The sequence below is a fragment of the Mesorhizobium sp. B2-4-19 genome (genome assembly GCF_006441315.1).
In the GTDB taxonomy this organism is placed as follows: Bacteria; Pseudomonadota; Alphaproteobacteria; order Rhizobiales; family Rhizobiaceae; genus Mesorhizobium.
Window position 1 is genome coordinate 327,982 of the sequence record NZ_VFUV01000004.1, and the last position, 23,977, is coordinate 351,958.

Consider the following 23,977-nt stretch of genomic DNA (forward strand, 5'->3'; position numbering starts at 1 on the left):
TCTATCCTCCTGTTTCACGCGGACTGCGCCCGCTATTTGAACATCTGCGCCGGGAAGGTGATGATCGCCACGGTGCCGTCGACCATGCCCGCAGCCAGATGCCGCCCGTCGGCGGACCAGGCAAGCGCCGTTACCCCGCTGCCCAAGGGCCTGACGAGAAGTTCGTCGCGTCCGCCGATCTGGGCGACGGTGATCCGACCGTTGGCGTAACCAGCCGCGACAAGTTTCTTCTGGGGGTGCGCCGCCACCGTCTCGACCAGAACGAGACCGGCGCGACCGGTTTCCAATGCTCCGGCCGTTTCGCCGTCAAGTGGCGGTGCGGTCATCGACCAGCCGGCGATCCGGAACGCGCCCGACGCAAGCAGCGCATTCGCAGGCGGGCTCCAACACACCGTGCGTACCGGCGAGGGAAATCCCGCGACGGTATCGGTCAGACCATCGGCAAGGCCGATCAGCGCAAAACCCCCTGCCTCCAACCCGCAAGCCAGCCATGTGCCGTAGCCGCTCCAGCGAATGGATGTCGGGCGCGCCGGAAAGGAAAAGTCCCGTATCAGGCTGGCAGGCCCTTCGATCGCCCAGATCGACAGCCCATTGCTTGAGCCGCAGGCTAGGCGGCGTCCGTCCGGCGAGAAGGCCAGTGCACCCGTCAACGATGTCGCAGCGTGTTCCAGTCTCGCCACATCGCCGCGGTTGCGCGATAGGAAGACATCGTGCCCGTCACTGACCGCCGTCACGGCCGTCCGGGCACTATGATCGATGGCGACGACGGGCCCTTCGATCTTGATTAGCGTTTCCGCAACGTCGCCGTCAGCTGTCAGATGCACTACTTCGCCGGCCGCCGTTCCGATAAGGAAGCCTGAATGCAGGTAGGCGGCGAGGGGGGCATCGCCATCGCCAAATGCCGCGGAAGCGATCAACGGCACCGGCGGCCTCTCGCGCGGGCGGATCGTCATCTGGCCGAGGTCGCCGCTCACCCGGATCCGCGATTCCGGTGGTTCCTGGTCGGCGACCGCGGCAATGGCGACGGTTCCATCCACGGATGTGAAAGCAACGGTCGAACCATCGGCGCTGAAGCAGAGGTCGGCGATCGCCGACGGGCATCGCCAGCTGCGTGCCAGCAGGTCGAACAGAGTCAGGTTTTGCATCGTTTGCTGGTTCATTGTGCCTCTCCCGTCAGTCCTCGTTCACCGTCGCCGCAAGCTCGCGATCGACATCCGCGACCTCGCCTTCGGCAGCGGCGATATGGTCCTCGCACGCCGCGCGCGCGTTCACGATCGCCTCGGCGCTCTCTTCCGCCTCATGCAAATCCTGCACCAGTTGCGCGCTGGTGCCGCTCCTGCCGATCTCGAGTTCCACGCGCAGCACCTCCATCTCGACGCCGGCGAGCTTCTGATTGAGCCGCAATGCCTCGGCGGTGAGTGCCGAGACATTGCCGACAAGTGCCAGCCGGCGGTCGAGCAGCACCTCACGCGTAGCGGCTTTCACTGAAGTCGCCATCATTTTTCCTCCTGGGCTGTCGGCCCGGTCGGCTTTTCGAAGGCCGAGAGCAGTTTGGGCAGCGTGTGGGCCTGCGACTGGAATTGCTTCTCGGCCGTTTCGATGTGGCTCTTGAGCTGATCCCAGATATCGACGCGGATCATCGATGTGGTGTCGCCGGTGAGGCGCTCGATCTCGTCGACGTGGAACTGGCGCGTCAGCGAAACGCCGGAAAACACGAAGTCGCGCAGCAGGATCGCGTGGTTCTCGATGAACAGATGGATCATCGGATGGGTTTGCGTGGTGACGCCGCCGGCGGCGAGCTCGGCGCGGATGAAGTCCTGAAAATGGCTCTGCAGCCGGTACTGGCTTTCGCCCATGAAGCGCATGACGAAAACCAGGTCGCGCGGCATCAGCCTGACCAAGTCGCCGGTCACCCCGTCGGCCTGGTTGGACATTGGCTGGGCCGGACCCCGGTTGTCTTTGTCGTTCGGCATCATCTTCTCCGGCATTGTACCGTTTAAGGCTTGCCTCATAGATATTAGAGAAGAAAGAGAAAATGAATAGATGTCGACAGAGTTTGATTATATTGCGCAAGCGAACAAGTTATATTGCACCGCAAACATGCTTAAATGTTACAGTCGTAATATACATTTGTAAAATAACGTTACAGTTGCGCCAGCGTTTATGGGCGGAATGCCTGAAGTTTCGCTTTGAACGGTGGTCAGAGGCTCCGTTTTTCAAACTGGCACGGCGATTGCTTTGCGTATTTGCATAAGAAGCCATCGCGCTTGAAGCGGTGCCAAAAGAACGAAGGACCGGAGGAAGCAGGGGCAGGGTACATTCGCTTCGATACGCCATCGCACATGCGGTCGGCGTCTCGCGTCTCCCTGCCAGACGCCTCGAAAACCTTTGCCGCGATCCACTTGAATGGCCGGACCACGAGTCGCGCCTGAATGCGCAACCCTTTGTCGTGCCATTCGCAATTTCACTGGCGGTGCCGTGCGCCGCTCCATGCCGGGGTCAAGGGACCTTTGGCTCAAACCTGGTGGAGGCTTATGACGATGACGTCTCTGACGCTCAACAAGATCACCTCGCAACGCGGAATCTCCGTGGGCGAAGCAACCAAGAAGATCGCCGACCTCGGTTGGAATCCTTCCTACGTCCAGGAAGCGATGACGTTTCCGACCGACTACAAGATCAACAAGACGCCGCGCGACCCGATGAAGCAGGTCCTGCGGTCTTATTTCCCGATGCAGGAAGAGAAGGACAATCGCGTCTACGGCGCGCTTGATGCGGCGTTGCGCGGCGACATGTTCCGCAATGTGGAACCGCGCTGGGTCGAGTGGATGAAGCTGTTCCTGGCGATCATTCCCTTCCCGGAAATCTCCGCTGCCCGCTCGATGGCGATGGTCGCCCGCATCGCGCCCGGCGAGGAACTCAGAACTGGCTTCACCATGCAGATGATCGACGAGTTCCGTCACTCGACGATCCAGATGAATCTGAAGAAATGGTACATGGAGAACTACATCGATCCGGCCGGCTTCGACATCACCGAGGAAGCCTTCGGAAAATGCTACGCCACCACCATCGGCCGCCAGTTCGCCGAGGGCTTCATCACCGGCGACACGATGACCGCCGCCTGCATGTATCTGACCGTGGTGGCCGAGACCGCCTTCACCAACACGCTGTTCGTCGCCATGCCTTCGGAAGCCGCCCGCAACGGCGACTACGCACTGCCGACGGTTTTCCTATCGGTGCAGTCGGACGAAAGCCGGCATATCGGCAATGGCCACTCACTGCTGATGGCAGCGCTCAAGGAGCCGGAAAACCACCTCCTGCTCGAACGCGACCTGCGTTACGCCTTCTGGCAGAACCACGCGATCGTCGATGCGGCAATCGGCACCTTCATCGAATACGGCACCACCAACCGCGACAAGAACAAGGAGTCCTACGCGGAAATGTGGCACCGCTGGATCTATGAGGACTACTACCGCACCTACATGCTGCCGCTCGAGAAATACGGCATCAAGGTCCATCACGACGACGTCCAGGCGGCCTGGGAACGCATAACCAAGAAGAATTACGTCCACAAGGTCGGACAGTTCTTCGCGGTCGGCTGGCCGGTCAATTTCTGGCGCATCGAAGCCCAGACCGACAAGGACTTCGAGTGGTTCGAGCACAAATATCCGGGCTGGTACGCCGAGTTCGGCGATTTCTGGAAATGGTATGCCAAGCTCAGCCACAAGGGCGAGAAGGTGCTCCTGTTCAACAGCGACGTCGGCTACGTCTATCCGCACCGCTGCTGGTCTTGCCTCGTTCCCTGCCTGATCCGCGAGGACATGGTGGTCGGCGAGATCGACGGCCAGCTGCACACCTTCGCCCACGAACTCGACAAGTGGACCGCGACGGTGGCCTTCGCCGACGAGTATCAGGGCCGTCCGACGCCCGCCATGGGCCGCTTCAGCGGCAAGCGCGAGTGGGAGACGCTCTATGACGGCTGGGATCTGGCCGATGCGATCAAGGACCTGAACTTCGTCCGTTCCGACGGCAAGACGCTGGTTCCGCAGCCGCATATGCGCTTCGACGACAAGGAGATGTGGACGCTCGACGACGTGCGCGGCAACAAGCTCGGATCGCCGCTGAACGCGCTGCGCGGTATGTCGCCCGCGGACCGCGAGAAGCACCTGGCGGATTACGCCAAGGGCTTCACCATCACCCCTTGCAACTAATCAGGCCAAAGGGGCGGGTTCGTCCCGCCCCCCGGCTCATCTCACTGGAGGTCCGCATGTCGGAAACCCACACGGTCAGGCTTAGCCCGGTCGGCGTCGATTTCGAGGTCGAGCATGGCGAAACGGTGCTCAACGCCGCGTTTCGCCAGGGGATTGCCCTGCCGCATGGCTGCAAGGAAGGGCAATGCTCGGCCTGCAAAAGCGTGTTGCTCGATGGCGAAGCCGAAATGCTGAAATACTCGACCTTCGCGCTGAATGACATGGAGAAGGAGAGCGGCCACGTCCTTTTGTGCCGCTGCATCGCGTACTCCGATCTGGAAGTCGAGCTTCTCAACTACGACGAGGAGATTTTGGCGAAAGCGATCGCCGTGAAGACGTACAAGGGCCGGATTGCTCGGGTCGAGCAACTGACCCATGACATTCGCGGCATCGAGATCGAACTCGGCTCCCCAATGAAGTTCTGGGCGGGGCAATATGTCGACATCACGGTTACCACGCAAAAAGGGGAGACGATTACGCGCCCGTTCTCCATGGCAAATACGCCGGACCAAACGGAAAAACTCTGCTTCATCATCAAAAAATACCCTGAGGGAAAATTCTCCGGAGAACTCGATTCCGGAGGCATCAGCGCCGGAGCCGAAGTCACCGTCGTCGGACCCTACGGAACCTGTTTCCGCCGCGACGCACGGCAAGGACCACTGATCCTGGTTGGCGCCGGCTCGGGCATGTCGCCGATCTGGTCGATCCTCAACGACCATCTGAAGAGCGGCGAGAAGCGTCCGGTTTATTTCTTCTACGGTGCCCGGACGCGCAACGACCTGTTCTATCTCGACAGGATCGCCGAGCTGGTTGGCAATCATTCGGACGTCACCTTCATTCCCGTGCTGTCGCACGCGAACGACGACGCCGAATGGCAGGGCGAACGCGGCTTCGTACACCAGAGTGTCGACGCCACGCTCAAGCAACTGGCGGTCGACGGGCAGGGCGACGTCCATGCCTGTGGCCCGCCGCCGATGATCGATGCGCTGCAGCCGGTCCTGTTCATGAACGGGTTCGAAACGGAGCGGATCTTCTTCGACAAGTTCACCACATCGGTAGGTGCAACGCCGGCCCATTGAGGGCGGCCACGCAAAGCCCATCGCAACTGCAACAAGGGAGAGAGAACTATGGCAGCTATTTCAAGTTCAGTCGGATCCGGAGCCGCCGGCGCGGCGATCTTTGCCGACTCCGACAGCCGGAAGTACCGGTATTTCGACCCGAAGGGTCAGCGTGCCACCCACTATGAGGACATGACGGTCGACGTGCAGCCCGATCCTGAGCGTTACCTGATCCAGGACTGGATCATCTCCTTCGCCGACGGCAAGGGCGCCTACGTCAAGCAGAATACCGCCGCGCAGAGCTCCAACTGGCATGCCTTTCGCGCTCCCGACCAGGAATGGGAGCGCACGCACTACCAGCGCCAGTCGAAGATCGAGACGATGGTGCAGAGCGTCATCAACAATGCTCGCAAGTCGGGCGCGCCGAAGATCTTCGACAAGGCTTGGATCAAGATCCTGCAGACGCAGCTCGGCGCCTGGAAGCACGCCGAATTCGGGCTCGGCACTTCGCTGATGCAGGCGCAGCGTTACGGCTATACCCAGATGATCAACAACGCGACGCTGACCAACTCGTCATACAAGCTCAGGCTTGCACAGGACATCACGCTCTACCTTGCCGAAATCGGCATGGACCTGCCTGGCTGGGACGACGAACTTGGCAAGAAAGCATGGCTTGAGGACAAGAACTGGCAAGGCACCCGCGAAGCGGTCGAGACCATCATGGGCGCGTCCGATTATCTCGAGCAGTACTTCACCATCAACATTATCTTCGAACCGCTGGTCGGCGAAGTGTTCCGCTCCGGCTTCCTGATGCAAATCGCCGCCGCCAACCACGACTTCATCACGCCTGCGGTGATTTCGGCTGCCGAAGCCGACTACGAGCGCAACCTCGCCAACACGATCGACCTCATGCACCTCCTCGCCAATGACGAGACGCATGGCGCCGCCAACCGAAAGCTTTTCCAGGGTTGGGTCAAGAAACACGGCGCGCTCGCCGACAAGGCAGCCACCGGCCTGCAGCCGATCTGGTCGATGCCGCATTCCAAGCCGGTCGCATTCGCGGACGTCCGTGCCAAATCCGAGGAACGGATTGGCCAGATCCTTGGCGAACTCGGCCTCAAGCGCTGAAAAAGGGGAAATTGTCATGTCATTAGCAGCACGCGACGCCACTCATTCCAACATCTTCAAGGAGATGAAGGACATCACCTTCGAACAGACGATTTCGCATCAGTGCGGCGTCACCATGAACGACTCGGTCGAGGCCAGGGCCATCGCCGAATTCATGGGCCAGAAGCCTGGAGTGACGATCACCTACCAGCCGGCGATGATCCGCATCGATGGCAGCGGCAAGCTGATCTTCAAGATGGATGAGATCAGCGAATATCTCGGCCGCGAGATGACGGCGGAAACCTTCGAGGTCAACAGCTCCACCCACTACGGGCGGATGGTGCGCATCGACGACAACACCGTGATCCTGTTCGGCAACATGGACGAGATGTTCGAATACATCGAATAGACGCCAAAGAATCAGGCGCGCCGCCAGGTGACGGCGCGCCGAACCGATCAACACCCATCTCGCGGAGGGAAGAATGTTTAGGACACCGGAAGGCAAGGATATTTTCGTGGTCGACGGCCACACCCATTTCTGGGACGGCAGCCCCGAGAACCAGAAAAATGTCCACGGCAAGCAGTTCATCGAGTGCTTCTATGCCTATCACACGGGGCTGAGCCCCAAGGACCAGCTGTGGGAGAAGAGGAAGTTCGAGAAATACAGCGCCGACGATCTCTATCGCGACCTGTTCATCGACGGTCCCGACGATGTGGCGATCGTCCAGTCGACCTATCTGAAGGATTTCTACAAGAACGGCTTCAACACGATCGAGCGCAACGCCGAGGTGGCCAAGCGCTATCGTGAGCGTTTCATCGTCAATGGTGCTTTCGATCCGCGCGACGGTGAGAAGGCGCTGGAGTACATCCACTTCCTCAAGGAGACCTACGACGTCAAGGGCGTGAAGATGTACACGGCCGAATGGAACGGCGCCTCCAAGGGCTGGAAGCTCACTGACCCCGATGCGTACAAATGCTTCGAGCTCTGCGACAAGCTCGGCATCAGGAACATTCACGTCCACAAGGGCCCGACGATCATCCCGCTCAGCAAGGACGCCTTCGACGTGCATGACGTCGACCACGCGGCGACGGATTTCCAGAACCTCAATTGGATCGTCGAGCATTGCGGCTTGCCGCGCCTCGATGATTTCTGCTGGATCGCGACGCAGGAAACCAATGTCTATGGCGGCCTGGCGGTGGCGCTGCCCTTCATTCATGCGCGTCCGCGCTATTTCGGCGAGGTCATCGCCGAGCTGCTGTTCTGGCTCGGGCCGGACAAGATCCTGTTCGGTTCCGACTACGCGATCTGGACGCCGCGCTGGCTGGTCGAGAAATTCTGGGCCTACCAGATCCCCGAGGACATCGCCGCGGAACGCGGTGTGCAGCTGACCGACGAGATCAAGGAGAAGATACTCGGCCTCAACGCCGCGCGTCTCTACAACATCGACGTCGAAGCCAAGAAGAAGGCGCTTGCCAGCTCGCCCTTCAGCATCGCGGCGGAGTAAGGGCCATGGCAACGGCCAGCATTTCCGATGATGGCCGCCAGAAGGAACTCTGGCGGCGCCTTGGAGAGGTCAACGACCCGGAACTCGACGAGGCCATTACCGAGATGGGCTTTGTCGAGCGGGCGGAGGTGACGAGCGATGGCAGCGTGGAGGTCGACTTCCGCTTGCCGACCTACTGGTGCTCGCCCAACTTCGCCTTCCTCATGCTGGACGGCGTCCGCCAGGTGCTGGACCAGCTGTCCTGGTCGCCTGCCTATTGCGTCAAGCTGCACGATCACATGTTTGCAGAAGAGGTCAACCGCGGCATGGAGGCGGGCAAATCCTTCGGCGACATCTTCGCCGAACTTGCCGAGGATCGCGATCTCGGCGCCTTGCGCGAAACCTTCCGGATGAAGGCATTCAAGCGGCGCCAGGAGGCAGTCTTGCGCGGCCTCAAGGCGCACGGGCTGACCGATCGGGAAATCCTCGGCATTGGGTTGCCTGCATATGACGCAGCGCGGTTCGAAGCGGGCGAAGCAGCCAAGCAGAAGCCGAGATACAGGGCCGCCCTGCTTGAGCGTTTCCCCGACCGCCGGGCGGATGATCCGGTCTTCGTTACATGGGATGGGCAGCAGATACCACCCATGGCGCTGACTGCCTATCTCGGCGAATTGCGCTCAGTGCGCATCAACATGGAGTTCAACGGCGCGCTTTGCCGGGGGCTCAAACAGACGAGATACAAGGAACTGGATGTGGTCGACGGCGAACCGGCGCTGGTCGATTTCATTCTGGATCGCGTGCCCGATCGAGCCGCGCCGACCGCCTGAAGCAGAACTGACAGCAACGGCCTCCCTCGCACGAGGCCCCCAACCAACAACCCGCCCGTAAGGCGGAAGGAGGAATCATGCCCAAAATAATGCTTCACAATTCCGACGCCCGTCGTGCTCTGGCCCGTGGCGTCTTTCGATTGGCCGCCGCCGTCGAGCCGACGCTTGGCCCCAAAGGCATGAACGCCATGATCGACCGGCCGATCGGAACGCCGATGGTGACCCGAGACGGCGTCAGCATCGCCTCCGAGATCGAACTGCATGACCGTTTCGAGAACATGGGCGCGCAAGTGGTCCGCGAAGTGTCGATGCAGACCAACGAGGTCGCCGGCGACGGCACCACGACCGCCATCGTGCTCGCCAACGCGCTCATCCAGGCCGGCATTGAAGCCAATGAGCGTGGCGCCAAGTCGGTCGATCTGTGCAAAGGCATCGACCTTGCGGTGGCGGCGGTGGTGGCGGCGCTCAAAGCATCGGCAAAACCTGCCAAAAGCAACGGCATCCTGGCCGCCGTCGCCAACATCGCCGCGACCAACACCAAGCTTGGCGGGCTCGTGGCGGAAGCGCATCAGCGCGTCGGCGCCGAGGGCGTCATCACCACCGACTTCAGCGTGACGACAGAGACGACGCTCGACGTGGTCGAGGGCATGTCCTTCGAACGCGGTTATCTCTCGCATCACATGGTCACCGACCAGGAGAAGATGGAGGCCGTTCTCGAACGCCCCTGCATCCTGATGACCGACCTCAAGATCAAGGAGCCCGAAGCGCTCGATGCGGCGCGCCGGATCGCCGACCAGGCCGGGCGGCCGCTGCTGATTGTGTCGGAGGAAATGTCGCCGGAAGTGGTGGTGACGCTGCTCGGCAAGCAAGGGCCGGGAAAATACCTCGTCGTCCATCCGCCGGAATATGGCCATTGGCGCAAGGCGATGATGGAGGATCTGGCCATCATCACAGGCGGCAAGGTGATCGCGCGCGATCTCGGCGGCCGGTTGGAAGACATCACCGCCGAGGATCTCGGCACCGCCGACCGGGTGAAAACCAGTTCGTCCTATACGTCGATCATTCGCGGCGGCGGCGACCATGCGGCAATCGCGTCGCGCCGCGCCCAGGTGCAGCGGCAATACGAAGCCTCGCCGCCGAACATCGACCAGGACAAGCTGCGCGAACGCCTGGCGAAGCTCTCCGGCGGCACCGCGATCCTCTATGCCGGCGGCGTCACGCCGGTCGAGCAGAAGCGGACCATTCAGCTCCTCGAGGATTCGCTGAACGCGGTGCGCGCCGCATCCGAAGAGGGCGTGGTCGCCGGCGGCGGCTCGGCGCTCGCCCAGATTGCACCGCTGCTCGACAAGGTGGCGACCGGCAACGACTGCGATGTCGCCGAGGGTGTGCGCCTGGTGCGGTCGGTCCTGTCGCGGCCGCTGTGGCGCATTGCCGCCAATGCCGGCGCCGATCCGGAAGCGGTCGTCGCCGAGGTGACGCGCATCAATGGCGGCTACGGCTACAACGCCTCGGCCGGCAGCTACCAGAACATGTTCGAGGCCGGGATCATCGATCCCGTCCGCGTCACCTACACGGCTCTCGCCAATGCGGCTTCCGTGGCGACGCTGATCCTGACCACCGAAACGCTGATCGGCGATCTCGCCGAGGATGAGGATCCGACGGCCGGACCGGCACGTGGCGGCGGTTCCGAAAAGCTCGGCCGCGCCTGACGCAATGCAACAATTTCGACGTTGAAAGGACACGACGATGAAAGCTGCCAGACTGTACGAATACGACCCGAAAATGAATGTTCAGCTCAAGATCGAGGAGGTCAAGGCACCGACGATCACGGCCCCGGACGAGGTGATCGTGCGGGTGGGTGCCGCCGGTCTGTGCCGCACCGACCTGCACATCATCGAAGGCGTGTGGAAGCCGACGATGGATCCCGAGGGCACGCTTTTGCCCTACATCATGGGCCATGAGAATGCCGGCTGGGTCGAGGAAGTCGGCAGCGGCGTCAAATCGGTCAAGCGCGGCGACGCCGTGATCTGCCATCCCTTCCGTTCATGCGGCATCTGTCTCAACTGCCGCCATGGCGAAGACATGTACTGCGACAACGGCCAATTCCCCGGCCTTGGCATGAATGGCGGCTTCGCCGAGTATTTCATCACCAGCGAACGCTCGCTGATCAAGCTGAACGCCAACGTCACGCCGATCGAGGTGGCGCCGCTGGCCGATGCCGGCATCACCGCCTACCGCGCCGCCAAGCGCGCCGCCAAACTGCTGCGACCGGGAAGCTACTGCGTGCTGCTCGGCATCGGCGGGCTCGGCCACATCGCGCTGCAATCGTTGCACGCGATCTCGGGCTGCCGCATCATCGCCGTCGATCGCGAGCCGGCGGCGCAGGTGCTGGCCAAGGATCTCGGCGCCGACTTCGTGCTCGATGGCGGGCCTAATGTCATCGAGGAGGTCCAGCAGATCACCGGCGGCGGCGCCCATGTGGTGATCGACTTCGTCGGCGAACTCGGCGTCGAGAACATCTGCTGGAAGATGGTGCGCAAGGGCGGGCAACTGTTCGTCGTCGGCTATGGGGGCGCCGTCAACGTGCCGACTGCCCATCTCGTCATTGAGGAAATCAACATCGGCGGCAGCCTGGTCGGCAATTTCACCGAGCTGGTGGAGCTGATGGAGCTGAACGCCGACGGCAAGGTGAAGATGCACTACACCGAGTACAATCTCGCCAGCATCAACACCGCGCTCGACGATTTCAAGAACCGGCGGTTCACCGGCCGCGGCGTCATCGTTCCCTGAAGCATCCGGACCGGACGCCGCGCGGGAACGGGTGCGGCTCCGGTCCTCATCGTCACAAATCCGGAGAGGAAAAAATGAACAAATACGTCTGTGAATTCGTCGGCACCTTCGCGCTGGTATTCTTTGGCTGCGCCACGGTTCTTTTCATGCGCTCCGAGGTCGGCCTGCTGGGCGTGGCCATGGCATTCGGCCTTTCCGTGGTGGCGATGGCCTATTCGATCGGACCGGTTTCGGGGGCTCATCTCAATCCGGCTGTAAGCCTCGGCTTCTTCGTCGCCGGACGAATGAAATCGAACGATCTCATCGGCTATATCGTCGCACAATGCGCGGGTGCGATCGTCGCCTCGGCGGTGCTCTACGTGATCGCGCAAGGCAAGGCGGGCGGCTTTGACATCGCGGCCAATGGTTTCGCCCAGAATGGCTGGTCGGCCTATTCGGCGAGTTCCGCGTTCCTGTTCGAGGCGGTCGCCACGTTCCTGTTCCTGCTGATCATCCTGCGTGCCACCGCCGAAGGCGGCGCCGGTCCTCTGGCTGGCCTAGCGGTCGGGCTGACGCTGGTCATGATCCATCTTGCCGGCATCGCGGTTTCCGGCTCGTCGGTCAATCCGGCCCGCTCGCTCGGCCCGGCACTGTTCGCCGGCGGAGCGGCGCTGTCGCAGCTCTGGCTCTACATCGTCGCACCGTGCCTCGGTGCCGCTGCCGCGGGGCTGGCGTTGCGCGCGGGCGTGATCGGTGCGGGCGAAGCAGCGGCGCAGCCGGTCTGATCGCTTGCAGGACCCGGCAAGCTCTTTTCTCGAACCCGCGTGGCTGCCGCCACCGTGTTTTGGGTGTCAGGACGTCAGCGAAGCGCGATCCTGAAACGAGTTCTTGGCTTCGAGGTTTGGAAAACGGGAGGACAACATGGATCTTATTACAGGGCTGGCCGTCGTCATCGGCATCATGGGCGGCATTGCGACATGGGCGTCGATCACGATCGGCAGTCCCTATCTGCTGATCTGGGCGGTGTTTGTCGGCTGGGGGAGTTTTTATCACTGCAGCGGCAAGGAAGCCGGGTTCAGGAATTCGGCGGTGGCAAACCTCTGGGGCGCGATCTGCGCGGCCGGCGCCTTGATTGCGCTGACGTCCATCGGGGTTACGGCGATCATGGCGGGTATTTGCGTCGGCATCTCAATCGTCGTGCTGATTCTGGCTGCCAGGCTGCCGTTGCTGAGCGCCATTCCGTCGGCGGTCTACGGCTATGCCACGACCGCCGCGCTCTTTCTGCTTGGTGCCGCTGCTTATGGCGAAGGCGCCAGCGGCATCGTCAAGGTCGCGGCCGCCGTGGTGATCTCGCTGATCATCGGCAACATCCTCGGCTACGTCTCGGAGAAAGTGACCGGAGCGGTCGTAAGGAGCTGATCTCTCGGCGACCGCCGCCTGAGGCGACCTTCCCCAATCCCGCGGCGCGAATGCCGCGGGATTTTTGTGCGATGGACGGATATAAATTAGAGGAAACCGCGCCGGATGCCGTATTGGCCGAGCTTGCGATAGAGCGTCGGCCGCGAAACACCGAGCCTGAGGGCGACCTTGCTGAGATTGCCGCCCTCGGCGGCAAGCGCATTCTTGATCGCCTGGCGTTCGGCATCCTCGAACGAGCACACCGGTGCCTCGAGCATGGCCGTGGGATGGTCGCCGTGCACGGCCGTATCATTGCGGTTGCCCGCACTGATTTCCCCGGGAAGATCCTGGAGTTCGACGGCGCCGCCGCGCGCCAGCACATGCAGACGCTCGACCAGGTTTTTCAGTTCGCGCACATTGCCCGGCCAGCGATAGGCCAGCAGCGCGTCAAGCGCTTCGTTTGAAAACTCCAATGGTTCATTGCCGGTTTGCGCCGCGATCTTGCGGTTGAAATGCTCGATCAGCAGGATCACATCCTCGCCGCGCTCGCGCAAAGCCGGGACATGAATCGAGACCGCGCCGATGCGGTAGTAGAGATCGCTGCGGAAGCGGCCGGCGGCGACCTCCTGCTTGAGATCGCGATTGGTCGAGGCGACCAGCCGCACGTCCACCGGCCGACCCCTCGAGTCGCCGATGCGGTGGACCACGCGCTCTTCTAGGACGCGCAGCAGGAAGGGCTGGATCTCGAGCGGCAACTCGCCGATTTCGTCAAGGCTGAGCACGCCGCCATTGGCAAGTTCGAAGACGCCCAGCTTGCCGTCGCGCGAGGCCCCGGTGAAGGCGCCGGCGACATGGCCGAACAATTCGCTGCCGAACAACTCCTTGGTGATCGCGCCACAGTTCATGGCGATGAACGGGTCGTTTTCGGTGCGCCGGCTGCCGGCATGGACAAGCCGTGCGAACAGCTCTTTTCCGACACCGGTTTCGCCTTCTATCAGCAACGAGGTGATACCGTTCGACCCGGCTACCCGGGTGGCGACATCGACGGCGGCCAGCAATTTTTCGCTTTCGCCGACGATCATCGCCGCGGCTGTCCGCAGATGTTTGTCCCCCTCCCGACGAATCACCGTCGCGCTGGAGACGGCAGGTACCGAGGGAAACACCAGGGCCGCGCCACGAAGGTCGCCATCGAGCTTCAGCGGAGTGACATGGCAGGATCGCAGATGCGCCGGCAGCGCCTTGGCGAGATCGCTCTCCGAGCCGGAGGCCGGCAGGTTCATGAGCCAGCGGCCGCGACCCGGTTCCAGCGGACCGTCCATCATCTCCGTCGTGTCGCCATTGGGCACGTTGTTGCAGAAGATCGCCCGGCCGCGATGATCGACGATCACCAGCCCGTCCTTCCGGCGGTAGCTGGGCGCCGAGGAGATGAAGGCTTCGAGCAGGCGCGTGCGCTGCTCCTGCTGCTGCTCGGCGAGCGCCTTTTCGATCTGCCTGGCGGTGGCGGCGACGAGCGCCGTGTTGTGCGGCCGGAAGATCGGCGAATAGCCCGACAGATCGACGACGCCGACGATCTTGCCATCCAGGGGGTCGCGGATCGGCGCGCCGGCGCAGGTCCAGGATTTGATGCCGGCGCAGAAATGCTCGGCCGCGTGGACGAAAATCGGTTCGCCCGTCCACAGCGCGGTGCCGATGCCATTGGTGCCGACGGCGTCCTCGTTCCATTTGCCGCCGATGCCCAGATGAATGTCCATGCCGTCATGCAACGTCTTCTTGTCGCCGATGGCATCGATCAGCACGCCGTCGCTGTCGGCGAGTACCAGCATCGCTCCCGTTCCCTCCAGCAACAGGCCTAGGGAAGCGAACGATCGCCGCGCCGCCGAAAGCAGTTCGGCGTTGGCCCGGGTCAGGTATTCGATCTCGTCACGGTCGCTGCTCAGCGGCGCTTCGATGCCCTGCGCATTGATGCCGCCGGTGGCGCTGCGATACCAGGAATCGTGGATCAGCGAGCGAACGTGGACCGGATCGCGCGCGCATGTCGGCGCGTCGGAAAGAAAACTCTCCCACGCGCGCATGGTGGCCCGCTCATCATAGTCGATCTTATCCAGAACCAGCTGTCCGGTGGCCATCGACGCACGCGCCGGAAGAGCATCGGTTTTCATCGGATTGGGGCCGCTCGCGTGTTTCATTCAGTCATCACAGTACCTTTGAGGTATGCCATTTCTGTATGCTGTCGCGGACAGGACGTGCACAGCCACGCCCGGATATCAGTCCTTAGTCGATTCCCAGTTTCGCACCGATATCGGCCGCAAGCTGCTCTTCGGTATAAGTCGCGGTCAGCCGCGATCCATCCAACCCGGCAAGCGCCTCGGCGATGGTTTCGTCGACCGGTGAGAAAAAGCCATTCTGCTTCGTTGCCAGCACGAAGATCTGGTCTCCGTTCCGGTTGCGGACGTCGCCGATATGGTGAAGCTGGCGGCCCGTGTTCTGATCCTTCGAGATCACACGACCATTCATAGTCACCTGGATGGACGGCGTGGCATCAGTCACGGTCGCGGCACTGCCGCCAACATGGATGATCAGCCCTTCCGCCTTGGGCTGCTGGCGAGGCTGCCTGGAAGCCGAATAGCCGCCGCCGCTGATCTGGTCGGCGAGGCGAACGATGGTCGAGCGGTTCTGCTCGATCAGCCGCTTGACCTGAACATCCTCGCGCCGCGGACCGTCGCGCTTGGAGATTATCTCAACCATGAATCCTCCCAGATTCGTCGGCAGTGCCGGTGCGGCAATTTCTCTTCTTGCAGCGGACTTTACACTGCCACCGTGGGGTCCGCCATGCATATTAGATAGCGCCGAAATGGGTGTCGTTGGTAGCAGGTGGCTGCCACACGGGCGCCGGTATTCGTACGTTTGAGTAGTGCCCGTGTCAGGCCGCCTTGTTCTTCGATTCCGAAGGTTTGCTGTTGAAAGAGTGCCTATCGCGCAGGTAGAGCGCGCACGTGGTGCGCAGCATCGAGGCAAAGTTCGGGATATGGCCGTTGATCTCGATCGCTTCATCGTAAAGCGTCGAGAGGAATTTCGGCGCCGTCATGCTCTGTCCATGGGCGATCTCGTCCAATAGCGTCCAAAAAGTGGCTTCGAGCTGGATGCTCGTCGAGTGGCCGCCTATTCGAACTGAGCGATTGATTAACCGATACCCTTCCGGATCCTGCCCGGCAAAGACCTTACACATGCGAAGACCTCCCGTTTGATTTTGCTTTTGGGCGCGACCTTCCGGATACCAACCCGGCGCGCATTTTCCTCTCAATTCGCAGTGACTGCAATCGGATCTTGGTGCGTGGTCCAGCCCAAAAACACCGCTCGACGTGCTAACCGGCTGCTACCCGTTTTGTAGGCCGGCCCGCATTGAATTGGTGGATGGTCGACATATAGAACTGATCCCGCAACCGTCACGGTTGCTCTCCGCCGGTTTCTAGGCAGGAGGACCGCGCGAGCTGAGCGGCTGAAGCTCGTAACGCCAGACCACCGCCTCGGAAAAGCGCTTGCTGTCGGAGGTGATGACGAAGGCGGTCAACAGCGGCCCAACGCTGTTCGCCTCGGGAATGATCGCCATTGCGAAATCGCAGCCGGACAGGCGGCAGTCACAATCATAGCCGCCGCTGCATGGGTTGATTTAATCCTACGAGGCTTCAGTTCCCTTGAAATCTCGCAAGCGCCGATCGGCTCATGCGCTTATTCACATTTCCGTTATGTCATAACGTTGCTTTTTTCGTTGACCAACGTAATAACATAACCTACCCAGTGATCGCTCCGGCGACAGGTGTTGCCTCGCTCTGCAAAGGGAGAAAGACATGCGTTCCTTTCCATTCGTGGCGGCGCTGTTGTTCGCAGCGGCACTGCTGACAGGCGGCGGTGCTCGCGCCGAAGATAAGGTGAACATCGTCGCGGCCGAGAATTTCTACGGCGATCTCGCCCGTCAGATCGGCGGCAGCCATGTCGCGGTGACCAGCATCCTTGCCAATCCCGACGATGACCCGCATCTTTTCGAGACAAGTCCCTCGACGGCGCGCACGATCGCCGACGCCAAGATCATCATCTACAATGGCGCGGACTACGATCCGTGGATGGACAAGCTCCTTTCGGCCTCAACCGGCACGCAGCGCACGACCATCGTAGCCGCGGATCTGATCGGCAAGAAGTCGGGCGACAACCCACACCTGTGGTACAATCCGGCGACGCTGCCCGCGATCGCCAAGGAACTCGCCGCCGATCTTTCGAAGCTTGATCCTGCCAATGCAGTCCACTACCAGGCCAATCTCGCAAAATTCCAGTCGTCGCTGGATGCGATCAACAAGCAGATCAATGACGTCAAGAAGGCCTACGGCGGAACTGAGGTCACCGCGACGGAGCCGGTATTCGGCTATATGGCCGATGCCCTCGGCCTCAAGATGCTGAATTACGATTTTCAGGTCACGGTAATGAACGACACCGAGCCGAGCGCGACACAGGTGGCGGCATTCGAGAACAGTCTGAAAGACGGGTCGGCCAAGATCCTGTTCTATAATTCGCAGGTGACGGACGAAGCGACGACGCGCCTTCTCGACATTGCCAAGCAGAACAAGGTCACCGTCATTGGCGTGACCGAGACGGAGCCGACCGGCCAGACGATCCAGTCGTGGTTCGGCGGCCAGATCGGCGACGTGCAGAAAGCCCTTGCCGCGCGCACGCAATGAACGTCATCGCCTTCGACAGGGTCACACTGACCTATGGGGGACGCCGGGTTCTTTCCGATGTCTCCTTTTCCATTCCACAAGGTGCCTTCGTAGGGCTGCTTGGCGCCAATGGGGCCGGCAAGACAACGATGCTGCGCGCGGTCCTCGGGCTTTTCCGTCCGGCCAGTGGAACGATTTCCGTTCTTGGCCGGCCGCCGACACGCGGCAATCCCGCAATAGGCTATATGCCGCAGGCGCGCCGCACCGTGACCCATGCCGGCATCAGCGGCTTCGATCTCGTCGTCACGGCGGCGGGCGGCCATCGCTGGCGCTGGCCGGCGGCGTCGGCGCTCGAGAAGGACGCGGCATGGAACGCGCTTGAAGAGGTCGGCGCGGCCGATATCGCCAGGAGGCCGTTCGCGGAGCTGTCGGGGGGCGAGCGGCAGCGTATCCTCATCGCCCAGTCGCTGATCGGCAACCCTCAACTGCTCCTGCTCGACGAGCCGCTGATCAGTCTGGACGCGGCGCATCAGCGCACCATTATCGAACTCGTCCATGAGGTCGGCGAGCGGCTGGGTATCGCGGTGATCTTCTGCTCGCACGAGATCAACCCCCTGCTGCGCGCCGTCGATGCCGTGCTCTATCTCGGCAACGGGAACGCCGCGATCGGGAGCGTCGACGAGGTCATCAACGGTCCGGTCCTGTCGAAGCTTTATGGAACGCAAATCAACGTGGTGCGCGCCGGCGGACGCATCTTCGTCATGGCGGACGACATTGAATTGGAGGGCGCTGCGCATGTTCACGATGTTTGACTATGAATTCATGCGCAATGCCTTCGCGGCATGCACGGTCGTCGCAATCGTAACCGGGGCGGTAGGATATTTCCTCGTGCTGCGAGGTCAGACCTTCGCCGGACATGCGCTGGCGCACGTCGGGTTTCCCGGGGCAACGGGCGCCGGCCTGATCGGCCTGTCGCCATTCTTCGGGTTGACCATCTTTACCGTGCTGGCGGGCATCGGCATCGGACTGCTGGGCGAAAGAGCACATCGCGACGTTGCGATCGGCATCGTGCTGACCCTTTCCCTCGGTCTCGGCTTGCTTTTCCTGCATTTCTATACCGCCTTCGCTTCCCAAGCGACCAACGTGCTGTTCGGAAATGTATTTGGCATAAATTTGCGGACGGTCATCATCCTTGCAGTTCTGTCCATGGTGATCTTGGTCGGCTTGACCTTCATTTCGCGGCCCTTGCTCTTCGCCAGCTTGCAGCCCGAGCTGGCAGAGGCGAAGGGCGTGAACCTCGATTTGGTTTCGACACTGTTCATGATCATTGTCGCCGTGACGACGGCTGAAGCCACCCAAATCGTCGGAGTGCTTCTCGTCTTCGCGCTGATGGTCGCCCCTGCGGCAACGACACTGCGACTGACCCGTGGTGTGATGCCAGGTATCGTCGTCTCGATCGCGCTTGCGGTTGCCATCGCCTGGATCAGCTTGTGGCTTGCATTCGTGACCGACTGGCCGACGAGCTTCTGGATCACGTCGCTCGGTGCGGTCGCCTATCTGGTCGCCGGTTTCATCCAACGCTTGAAGGCGGCGCGATGATTTCCTGATGAGCGGCTGAAAGCGTCGAACACCAGAGTAGCCGGCCTGCTGCAGCCCGGCTCGATCGGCCACGCGTTCAGAGGTTTTTCTGGGCCGCGATGCCGTTCACGGCATCAGCTTGTGTTCGCCCTGCTTCAAGGGATCGCGCGGCCGCGTAAATTGCTGAACAGGGGGCTCGTAGCGATATCTTCCGATTCCCAATCCATCGGCTGGAGCAGCCGCCGATGGTTGGGGCATGGCTGTTGGAGGCTTGGTGGCGATCGCGGTTCCTCCAAGAAGGAGCCCGATCGCGACCAGCCAACTGCCCAGGATGCGTACGCCGATCGTGTACCACGCAGGCGGGAAAATTCGCCCGATAAGACCGACGGCGACAATGATCCAAAGGGCGATGATCGTCCCCGAGAGCGGTATTCGGAGATCGTTTAACGTAGGGTCGGTGAGCTTTGTGACAACGGCCAACAACGCGCCGATGAGCAACGCTGCGGCAGGGATTGTCCAAGTTCGGAAACGACCAGAAACAACAAGGACGACGCCGATTATCAGCATCGAGAACGGCGCGGTAAGGAAAGCGTGAGTCGTCGCTCCCCGTACGCCGGCCATAACACCAAGGAACCGATCGTAGAGCAAAGCCCCGACCACCTCGCCCAGCAGCAATGCCACGAGTGTGAGAACTCCAAGCCTCACGCTTACCAGAGCGGTTGCAAGGCCCAATCCGACCAGCGGCAAGACGCGTTCAGGAGAAAGGGCGCTGTTGAGGATCCACCAGGTCGTCTGCGTCCTTTCGGAAGAGGTTGCAAGCACGCCGATCATGGCAACGCCGGCGACAGCCACGACAGGCCCTGACCATCGAAGCAGGAGTTTGGCCGACCGCTTGGGGTGTTCTTCAGACGACAAGGAAATAAAGGCCTCCTGCTGCGATCAATCCGCCTAAAGCTTGCGACAACCGTCCGCCGAACGCCTTGCCCAGCAGAAGTCCGAATCCTATACCCAGCAGGTGGATCAAGCCTGTGGCGATGACGAAGCCAATGGCATAGTCGGCCGGGTCGGCTGCATTCGGCAGTTCCGCGCCGTGGGCATGTCCGTGGCAGATGGCGAACACGGCAATCATAAGCAACGCAACCCATTCCGCCGGCCGCCAGGCGCAAGCAATGGCCAGCCCCAGGGCGACGATCGACAGCGCAATGCCAATTTCAACACCGGGCAGCGGAACTCCTGCTATTCCGGCAATCCCGCCTACGACCATGATCAGCGGGAATGCAACAGGCAGCGTCCAGATCGAACGTCCGCCGATCTGGGCACCCCACAATCCAACGGCAAACATCGCCAGAAAATGATCGAGCCCAGTCAGCGGATGTTCGAAGCCGCTGCCAAATCCACCTGTCGCTGATTGAATGATATGCGCTTGCGCCATCGTGGAGCCGGCCGTCAGAGCTGTTGCTGCCGCCGCTATGCTGCATGCAAAGTAGCCAAACCGGATTTGGCTACTGATGGACGGCAGCCCTGCTTTCTCTTCAAGTATCTGCACCACTCACGAACCTGCCATGTTGCCAAACCGCCAAATTGGGTAGTGGGTCAGTTTGAAATTTGCCGCCTAAAACGCCGGTGTGATAGTATCAATATTGGCGCCACTCCCGCGCCGTTGGGCGCCGGCTAGCCTGTCCCCGTAGCTGGCCGACTTGGGCTTCGCGGCGCTCATCCAAGCATTGGTCAGAACTGTCCCCAATCTGGCGGCTCGAATAGCCAGACCAACCCGAAGACCGCAACCAACATTACCACGAACGACAATAGCGATTGTCAGCGTCCTACTCATGGCAGACAAGGTAGCAGCCATCGCCCGCTCGGCAATTCACGACATTGACACGAGAAAAGCCCGTCGCAGCTATTGAGCGTAAGCGACGAGCTTCCTGCGATTTTCTCGGCGGCCGGAGGGATCGACCGCTTATTCCTTAACTCGCCACTAAAAATACCGTTCCATTGTGGGATATCGGCTAATCGACAAATGCGCTTTTTGTAATGGCCGCGCGCGACTGGCCTTTCGGCTTCCTTTGCCTCGATCAGCGCGACGATATCGCCAATCTTCCAAAGCTTGTCCGTCACGCCAGCAGCTATGGCCGGCGTAACCCGCAGCGTCTTTTGGATGCGCACGAAATTGTAGTACATGAAATGAAGCGCAACCGCGTTAGCAGGCGCTTCAACCTTCTTTGAGAAGCCGTTTGTCAGGCGTGTAAAGCGGCGCATATGCATCCGCATCGTGAGATTCCGGCGTTGCCAGGGATGCCCGGAAGAGGATCGTGGCTCAAATCGATGCCGCGATGCCAAAACTCACCAGAATTGCAGGCATATCCCCGACCATGCTTGTGGGCACGACAGGCACTGCCATTTACCGGACTTCCCCTTTTCGGCCCCGCCTTCAACGTCTCAAGACCGAACGAACCCGTCCTCTATGATGAAATAGCGATTCTATGGGCATCCGTCCAAACCTCACATCTTTGTGCTTGATACGTTATACCATAACCGGTAACAAGATTAAAACCGACCCCCAACGGAGCCCTCCGCCATGCCGACCCAGACTCCCGTGACCGTGCTGACAGGCTATCTTGGCGCGGGCAAAACCACGCTTCTGAACCGTATCCTGTCCGAAAATCATGGCAAGAAATATGCCGTCATCGTCAACGAGTTCGGCGAGGTCGGCATTGACAACGACCTTATCGTCGACGCCGACGAAGAGGTGTTCGAGATGAACAATGGCTGCATCTGCTGCACGGTGCGCGGGGACCTGATCCGCATCATCGACAGCCTCATGCGCCGTCGCGACCGTTTCGACGCTATCCTGGTGGAAACGACCGGCCTCGCCGACCCGGCGCCGGTCGCTCAGACGTTTTTCGTCGACGAGGACGTTCGTTCCAAGACCAGGCTCGATTCCATCGTGACTGTGGTTGACGCCAAGCATCTGCTCGGCGAGATCGATGAAGCGCACGAAGCCCAGGAGCAATTGGCATTCGCCGACACTGTGCTGCTGAACAAGACCGACCTCGTCTCGGCCGAAGACCTGAAGGAGGTCGAAAGCCGCATCCGGCGCATCAACCCCACTGTTTCCATCCACCGCACACAGCGTTGTGATGTCGATCTAGACAAGGTTCTCGGCCGCAATTCCTTCGACCTGGACCGTATCCTAGAAGTGGAGCCGGATTTCCTCGTCGAGTTCCACGAGCATGAGCACGATGACCATGTGACCAGCTTCGCCCTGGTCACCAGGGATCCGCTCGATGCGCGAAAATTCCTACCATGGCTGCAGATGATCACACAGCAGTTCGGGATGGATATGTTGCGCATGAAAGGCATTCTCGCCTTCAAGGAAGACGACGACCGCTTTGTGGTGCAAGCCGTCCATATGCTACTCGAGGGGGATCATCAGCGGCCGTGGAAAGCCGATGAGGAACGGATCAGTCGTCTTGTCTTCATCGGACGCAATCTGCCGAAGGACATCATCGAGCGCGGCTTCATGGGTTGCCGGGCGTGACCTTCGATCACGAGAGGCTGTGAAGCTGGTGAAATTCGTCAATCCGTTTGCGCCCAGACGGGGGCCTTCATCGTCAAGTGCCGACAGGATCAGACAATGGGCACGCGATCGGCTTGATCTGAAGGAAGATGTTGCAATCACCGTGACGGAGATTCGCTGCTGCGAATCCGGCTGTCCCGACCTGGAGACCGTCGTCAGCATATTCGAGGTGGAACGGCCGATACGCTCCTTGCGCGTCGGCAAGGCGGCGGCAATGATTGGCGAGCCTGACATCGCCCTCGCGCTGCAAACAGAGCAGCGGCTTTCCAGGCAGAAGACAGAGGGTTCCCCCAAAATTTGAACGTCAAAAAGCATCGAAGGCATGGACTGGATCGAGGATCAGATTGAATGGAGCGCTGATGGCAAAAACGTCGCCATCGGCCTGACCCGTTTTGGATCGGGCAAGAACCTGCTCCTCCTGCCCGCGCTCAGTTCGATCTCGACCCGCACCGAGATGCGACCGCTGCAGGAGCGGCTCGGCACATCCTTTGCGACGACGGCCATCGACTGGCCCGGCTTCGGCACCTTGCCTCGCCCCAGGATCAACTGGCGCCCGGAACTCTATCGTGCATTCCTGCGCTTCCTGACCCAGAGTGTCGTTCAGCCTGCTGTGACCATCGCTGCCGGCCATGCCGCGGGCTATGCGCTGGCAGAAGCCGCCGAAAATCCGGCTGGCTTCGGTCGTCTGTGCCTGCTGTCGCCGACCTGGCGTGGGCCGCTTCCGACCATGACTGGCAGGCCTATGGCGCTGTTTCGCAGGCTGGCAAAGGCCGTCGACGTGCCGCTCGCCGGGTCGTTTCTCTATCGGCTCAATGTGAACAGCCTTTTCATCGGCATGATGGCGCGCGGCCACGTCTATGCCGATCCGGCCTGGCTGACGCCAGAGCGCATGGCCGAAAAACGCACCGTCACCGAAGCGCCCGGCGCCCGCCACGCTTCCTTCCGCTTCGTCGCTGGGGAACTCGATCCGTTCACCGATCGCGATGCCTTCCTGGAAAGCGCGCGACGTATCCCGACGAAGGTTCTCCTCGTCTACAGTAACGGAACTCCACGCAAGTCGAGGGCGGAGATGACGGGCCTCGCATCGCTACCCAATGTGCAGGCCATCGAATTGCCGCTCGGTAAGCTCTCATTCTATGAGGAGTTTCCCGATCTGACCTGCGAGACGATCAACCCGTTCCTCTTCGAATCCGACTAAGCATAATTGTTGACCGCCCGCGATG

The 23,977-nt window shown here is 61.1% G+C and carries 25 protein-coding genes and 1 pseudogene; 16 read left to right on the forward strand and 10 right to left on the reverse strand.

The features are described 5' to 3' along the window. Positions 1–32: 32 nt before the first annotated feature. Genes FJ546_RS10135 through FJ546_RS10145 form a run of 3 tightly spaced genes read right to left on the reverse strand, consistent with a single transcriptional unit; the run spans position 33 to position 1,973 of the window. The gene (locus FJ546_RS10135; protein WP_140889192.1) at positions 33–1,160 is read right to left on the reverse strand and encodes a WD40 repeat domain-containing protein; all 1,128 of its coding nucleotides are present in this window, start codon (positions 1,158–1,160) and stop codon (positions 33–35) included. Between the two features lie 13 nt (positions 1,161–1,173). Beyond that, positions 1,174–1,500, reverse strand: coding sequence for a hypothetical protein (locus tag FJ546_RS10140; protein ID WP_140889193.1), 327 nt, complete (start codon positions 1,498–1,500; stop codon positions 1,174–1,176). Further along, entirely contained in the window at positions 1,497–1,973 is a 477-nt protein-coding gene (locus FJ546_RS10145; RefSeq protein WP_140752291.1) for a hypothetical protein, read from the reverse strand. The genes FJ546_RS10140 and FJ546_RS10145 overlap by 4 nt, the downstream gene beginning before the upstream one ends. Positions 1,974–2,540: 567 nt before the next feature. Between FJ546_RS10145 and FJ546_RS10150 the strand changes: the two genes are divergently transcribed. The 10 genes from FJ546_RS10150 (at position 2,541) to FJ546_RS10195 (ending at position 12,911) form a co-directional block, all read left to right on the forward strand. Next, on the forward strand, positions 2,541–4,208 hold the full coding sequence (locus tag FJ546_RS10150) for an aromatic/alkene/methane monooxygenase hydroxylase/oxygenase subunit alpha (RefSeq protein ID WP_140889194.1): 1,668 nt from the start codon (positions 2,541–2,543) through the stop codon (positions 4,206–4,208). A gap of 56 nt (positions 4,209–4,264) precedes the next feature. Next, positions 4,265–5,326 carry a 2Fe-2S iron-sulfur cluster binding domain-containing protein gene (locus FJ546_RS10155; RefSeq protein ID WP_140889195.1) on the forward strand — a complete coding sequence of 354 codons (1,062 nt, stop codon included), beginning with the start codon at positions 4,265–4,267 and terminating at the stop codon, positions 5,324–5,326. A 48-nt stretch (positions 5,327–5,374) separates the two neighbouring features. After that, positions 5,375–6,433, forward strand: coding sequence for an aromatic/alkene monooxygenase hydroxylase subunit beta (locus tag FJ546_RS10160; protein ID WP_140889196.1), 1,059 nt, complete (start codon positions 5,375–5,377; stop codon positions 6,431–6,433). Between the two features lie 16 nt (positions 6,434–6,449). Next, a complete protein-coding gene (locus FJ546_RS10165) occupies positions 6,450–6,821 on the forward strand; it encodes an MmoB/DmpM family protein (RefSeq protein ID WP_140889197.1) in 372 nt (123 codons plus the stop codon). Between the two features lie 73 nt (positions 6,822–6,894). After that, positions 6,895–7,917, forward strand: coding sequence for an amidohydrolase family protein (locus FJ546_RS10170; RefSeq protein ID WP_140889198.1), 1,023 nt, complete (start codon positions 6,895–6,897; stop codon positions 7,915–7,917). A gap of 5 nt (positions 7,918–7,922) precedes the next feature. Continuing rightward, positions 7,923–8,723, forward strand: coding sequence for an iron-sulfur cluster assembly protein (locus FJ546_RS10175; protein WP_140889199.1), 801 nt, complete (start codon positions 7,923–7,925; stop codon positions 8,721–8,723). Positions 8,724–8,800: 77 nt separating this feature from the next. Next, positions 8,801–10,432, forward strand: coding sequence for a molecular chaperone GroEL (locus tag FJ546_RS10180; protein ID WP_140889200.1), 1,632 nt, complete (start codon positions 8,801–8,803; stop codon positions 10,430–10,432). Between the two features lie 37 nt (positions 10,433–10,469). Then, positions 10,470–11,513: an NAD(P)-dependent alcohol dehydrogenase gene (locus tag FJ546_RS10185; RefSeq protein WP_140889201.1), complete on the forward strand. Its 1,044-nt coding sequence runs from the start codon at positions 10,470–10,472 to the stop codon at positions 11,511–11,513. 74 nt (positions 11,514–11,587) lie between these two features. Then, positions 11,588–12,277, forward strand: coding sequence for an aquaporin (locus tag FJ546_RS10190; protein ID WP_140889202.1), 690 nt, complete (start codon positions 11,588–11,590; stop codon positions 12,275–12,277). A gap of 136 nt (positions 12,278–12,413) precedes the next feature. Beyond that, complete coding sequence (locus FJ546_RS10195; protein ID WP_140889203.1) at positions 12,414–12,911, forward strand: DUF1097 domain-containing protein; 498 nt, start codon at positions 12,414–12,416, stop codon at positions 12,909–12,911. 86 nt (positions 12,912–12,997) lie between these two features. On the opposite strand, the gene FJ546_RS10200 is transcribed toward FJ546_RS10195, so the two are convergent. The 4 genes from FJ546_RS10200 to FJ546_RS31165 all read right to left on the reverse strand — a co-directional run bounded on the left by FJ546_RS10200 (position 12,998) and on the right by FJ546_RS31165 (position 16,497). Continuing rightward, positions 12,998–15,076: a sigma-54-dependent Fis family transcriptional regulator gene (locus FJ546_RS10200; protein WP_140889204.1), complete on the reverse strand. Its 2,079-nt coding sequence runs from the start codon at positions 15,074–15,076 to the stop codon at positions 12,998–13,000. Between the two features lie 85 nt (positions 15,077–15,161). After that, positions 15,162–15,635, reverse strand: coding sequence for a hypothetical protein (locus tag FJ546_RS10205; protein ID WP_140889205.1), 474 nt, complete (start codon positions 15,633–15,635; stop codon positions 15,162–15,164). Positions 15,636–15,810: 175 nt separating this feature from the next. After that, positions 15,811–16,116: a ribbon-helix-helix domain-containing protein gene (locus tag FJ546_RS10210; RefSeq protein ID WP_140889206.1), complete on the reverse strand. Its 306-nt coding sequence runs from the start codon at positions 16,114–16,116 to the stop codon at positions 15,811–15,813. 240 nt (positions 16,117–16,356) lie between these two features. Then, complete coding sequence (locus FJ546_RS31165; protein ID WP_181167884.1) at positions 16,357–16,497, reverse strand: hypothetical protein; 141 nt, start codon at positions 16,495–16,497, stop codon at positions 16,357–16,359. A gap of 238 nt (positions 16,498–16,735) precedes the next feature. Here FJ546_RS31165 and FJ546_RS10215 point away from each other — a divergent pair, with 238 nt between their 5' ends. Genes FJ546_RS10215 through FJ546_RS10225 form a run of 3 tightly spaced genes read left to right on the forward strand, consistent with a single transcriptional unit; the run spans position 16,736 to position 19,195 of the window. Next, positions 16,736–17,617, forward strand: a complete 882-nt coding sequence (locus FJ546_RS10215; RefSeq protein ID WP_140889207.1) for a zinc ABC transporter substrate-binding protein — start codon at positions 16,736–16,738, stop codon at positions 17,615–17,617. Then, a complete protein-coding gene (locus FJ546_RS10220) occupies positions 17,614–18,408 on the forward strand; it encodes an ABC transporter ATP-binding protein (protein ID WP_140889208.1) in 795 nt (264 codons plus the stop codon). The genes FJ546_RS10215 and FJ546_RS10220 overlap by 4 nt, the downstream gene beginning before the upstream one ends. Positions 18,409–18,418: 10 nt before the next feature. Beyond that, the gene (locus tag FJ546_RS10225; protein ID WP_210243102.1) at positions 18,419–19,195 is read left to right on the forward strand and encodes a metal ABC transporter permease; all 777 of its coding nucleotides are present in this window, start codon (positions 18,419–18,421) and stop codon (positions 19,193–19,195) included. Positions 19,196–19,300: 105 nt separating this feature from the next. Here FJ546_RS10225 and FJ546_RS10230 read toward each other — a convergent pair whose 3' ends face one another. From FJ546_RS10230 to FJ546_RS31555, 3 genes and pseudogenes are all read right to left on the reverse strand, one after another. Beyond that, positions 19,301–20,005: a hypothetical protein gene (locus FJ546_RS10230; protein WP_140889209.1), complete on the reverse strand. Its 705-nt coding sequence runs from the start codon at positions 20,003–20,005 to the stop codon at positions 19,301–19,303. 73 nt (positions 20,006–20,078) lie between these two features. Next, positions 20,079–20,723 carry a HupE/UreJ family protein gene (locus FJ546_RS10235; protein WP_348641965.1) on the reverse strand — a complete coding sequence of 215 codons (645 nt, stop codon included), beginning with the start codon at positions 20,721–20,723 and terminating at the stop codon, positions 20,079–20,081. Between the two features lie 278 nt (positions 20,724–21,001). Further along, positions 21,002–21,463 (reverse strand): annotated as a pseudogene (locus FJ546_RS31555) (hypothetical protein); the annotation flags it as partial. A gap of 289 nt (positions 21,464–21,752) precedes the next feature. On the opposite strand from FJ546_RS31555, the gene FJ546_RS10245 reads away from it, so the two are divergent. The 3 genes from FJ546_RS10245 to FJ546_RS10255 are packed head-to-tail and all read left to right on the forward strand — an operon-like array spanning position 21,753 to position 23,952. Then, a complete protein-coding gene (locus FJ546_RS10245) occupies positions 21,753–22,715 on the forward strand; it encodes a GTP-binding protein (protein WP_140889210.1) in 963 nt (320 codons plus the stop codon). Between the two features lie 19 nt (positions 22,716–22,734). Continuing rightward, on the forward strand, positions 22,735–23,055 hold the full coding sequence (locus FJ546_RS10250) for a nitrate reductase (RefSeq protein WP_140889211.1): 321 nt from the start codon (positions 22,735–22,737) through the stop codon (positions 23,053–23,055). A gap of 21 nt (positions 23,056–23,076) precedes the next feature. Continuing rightward, positions 23,077–23,952 carry an alpha/beta hydrolase gene (locus tag FJ546_RS10255; RefSeq protein WP_140889212.1) on the forward strand — a complete coding sequence of 292 codons (876 nt, stop codon included), beginning with the start codon at positions 23,077–23,079 and terminating at the stop codon, positions 23,950–23,952. Positions 23,953–23,977: the final 25 nt, after the last annotated feature.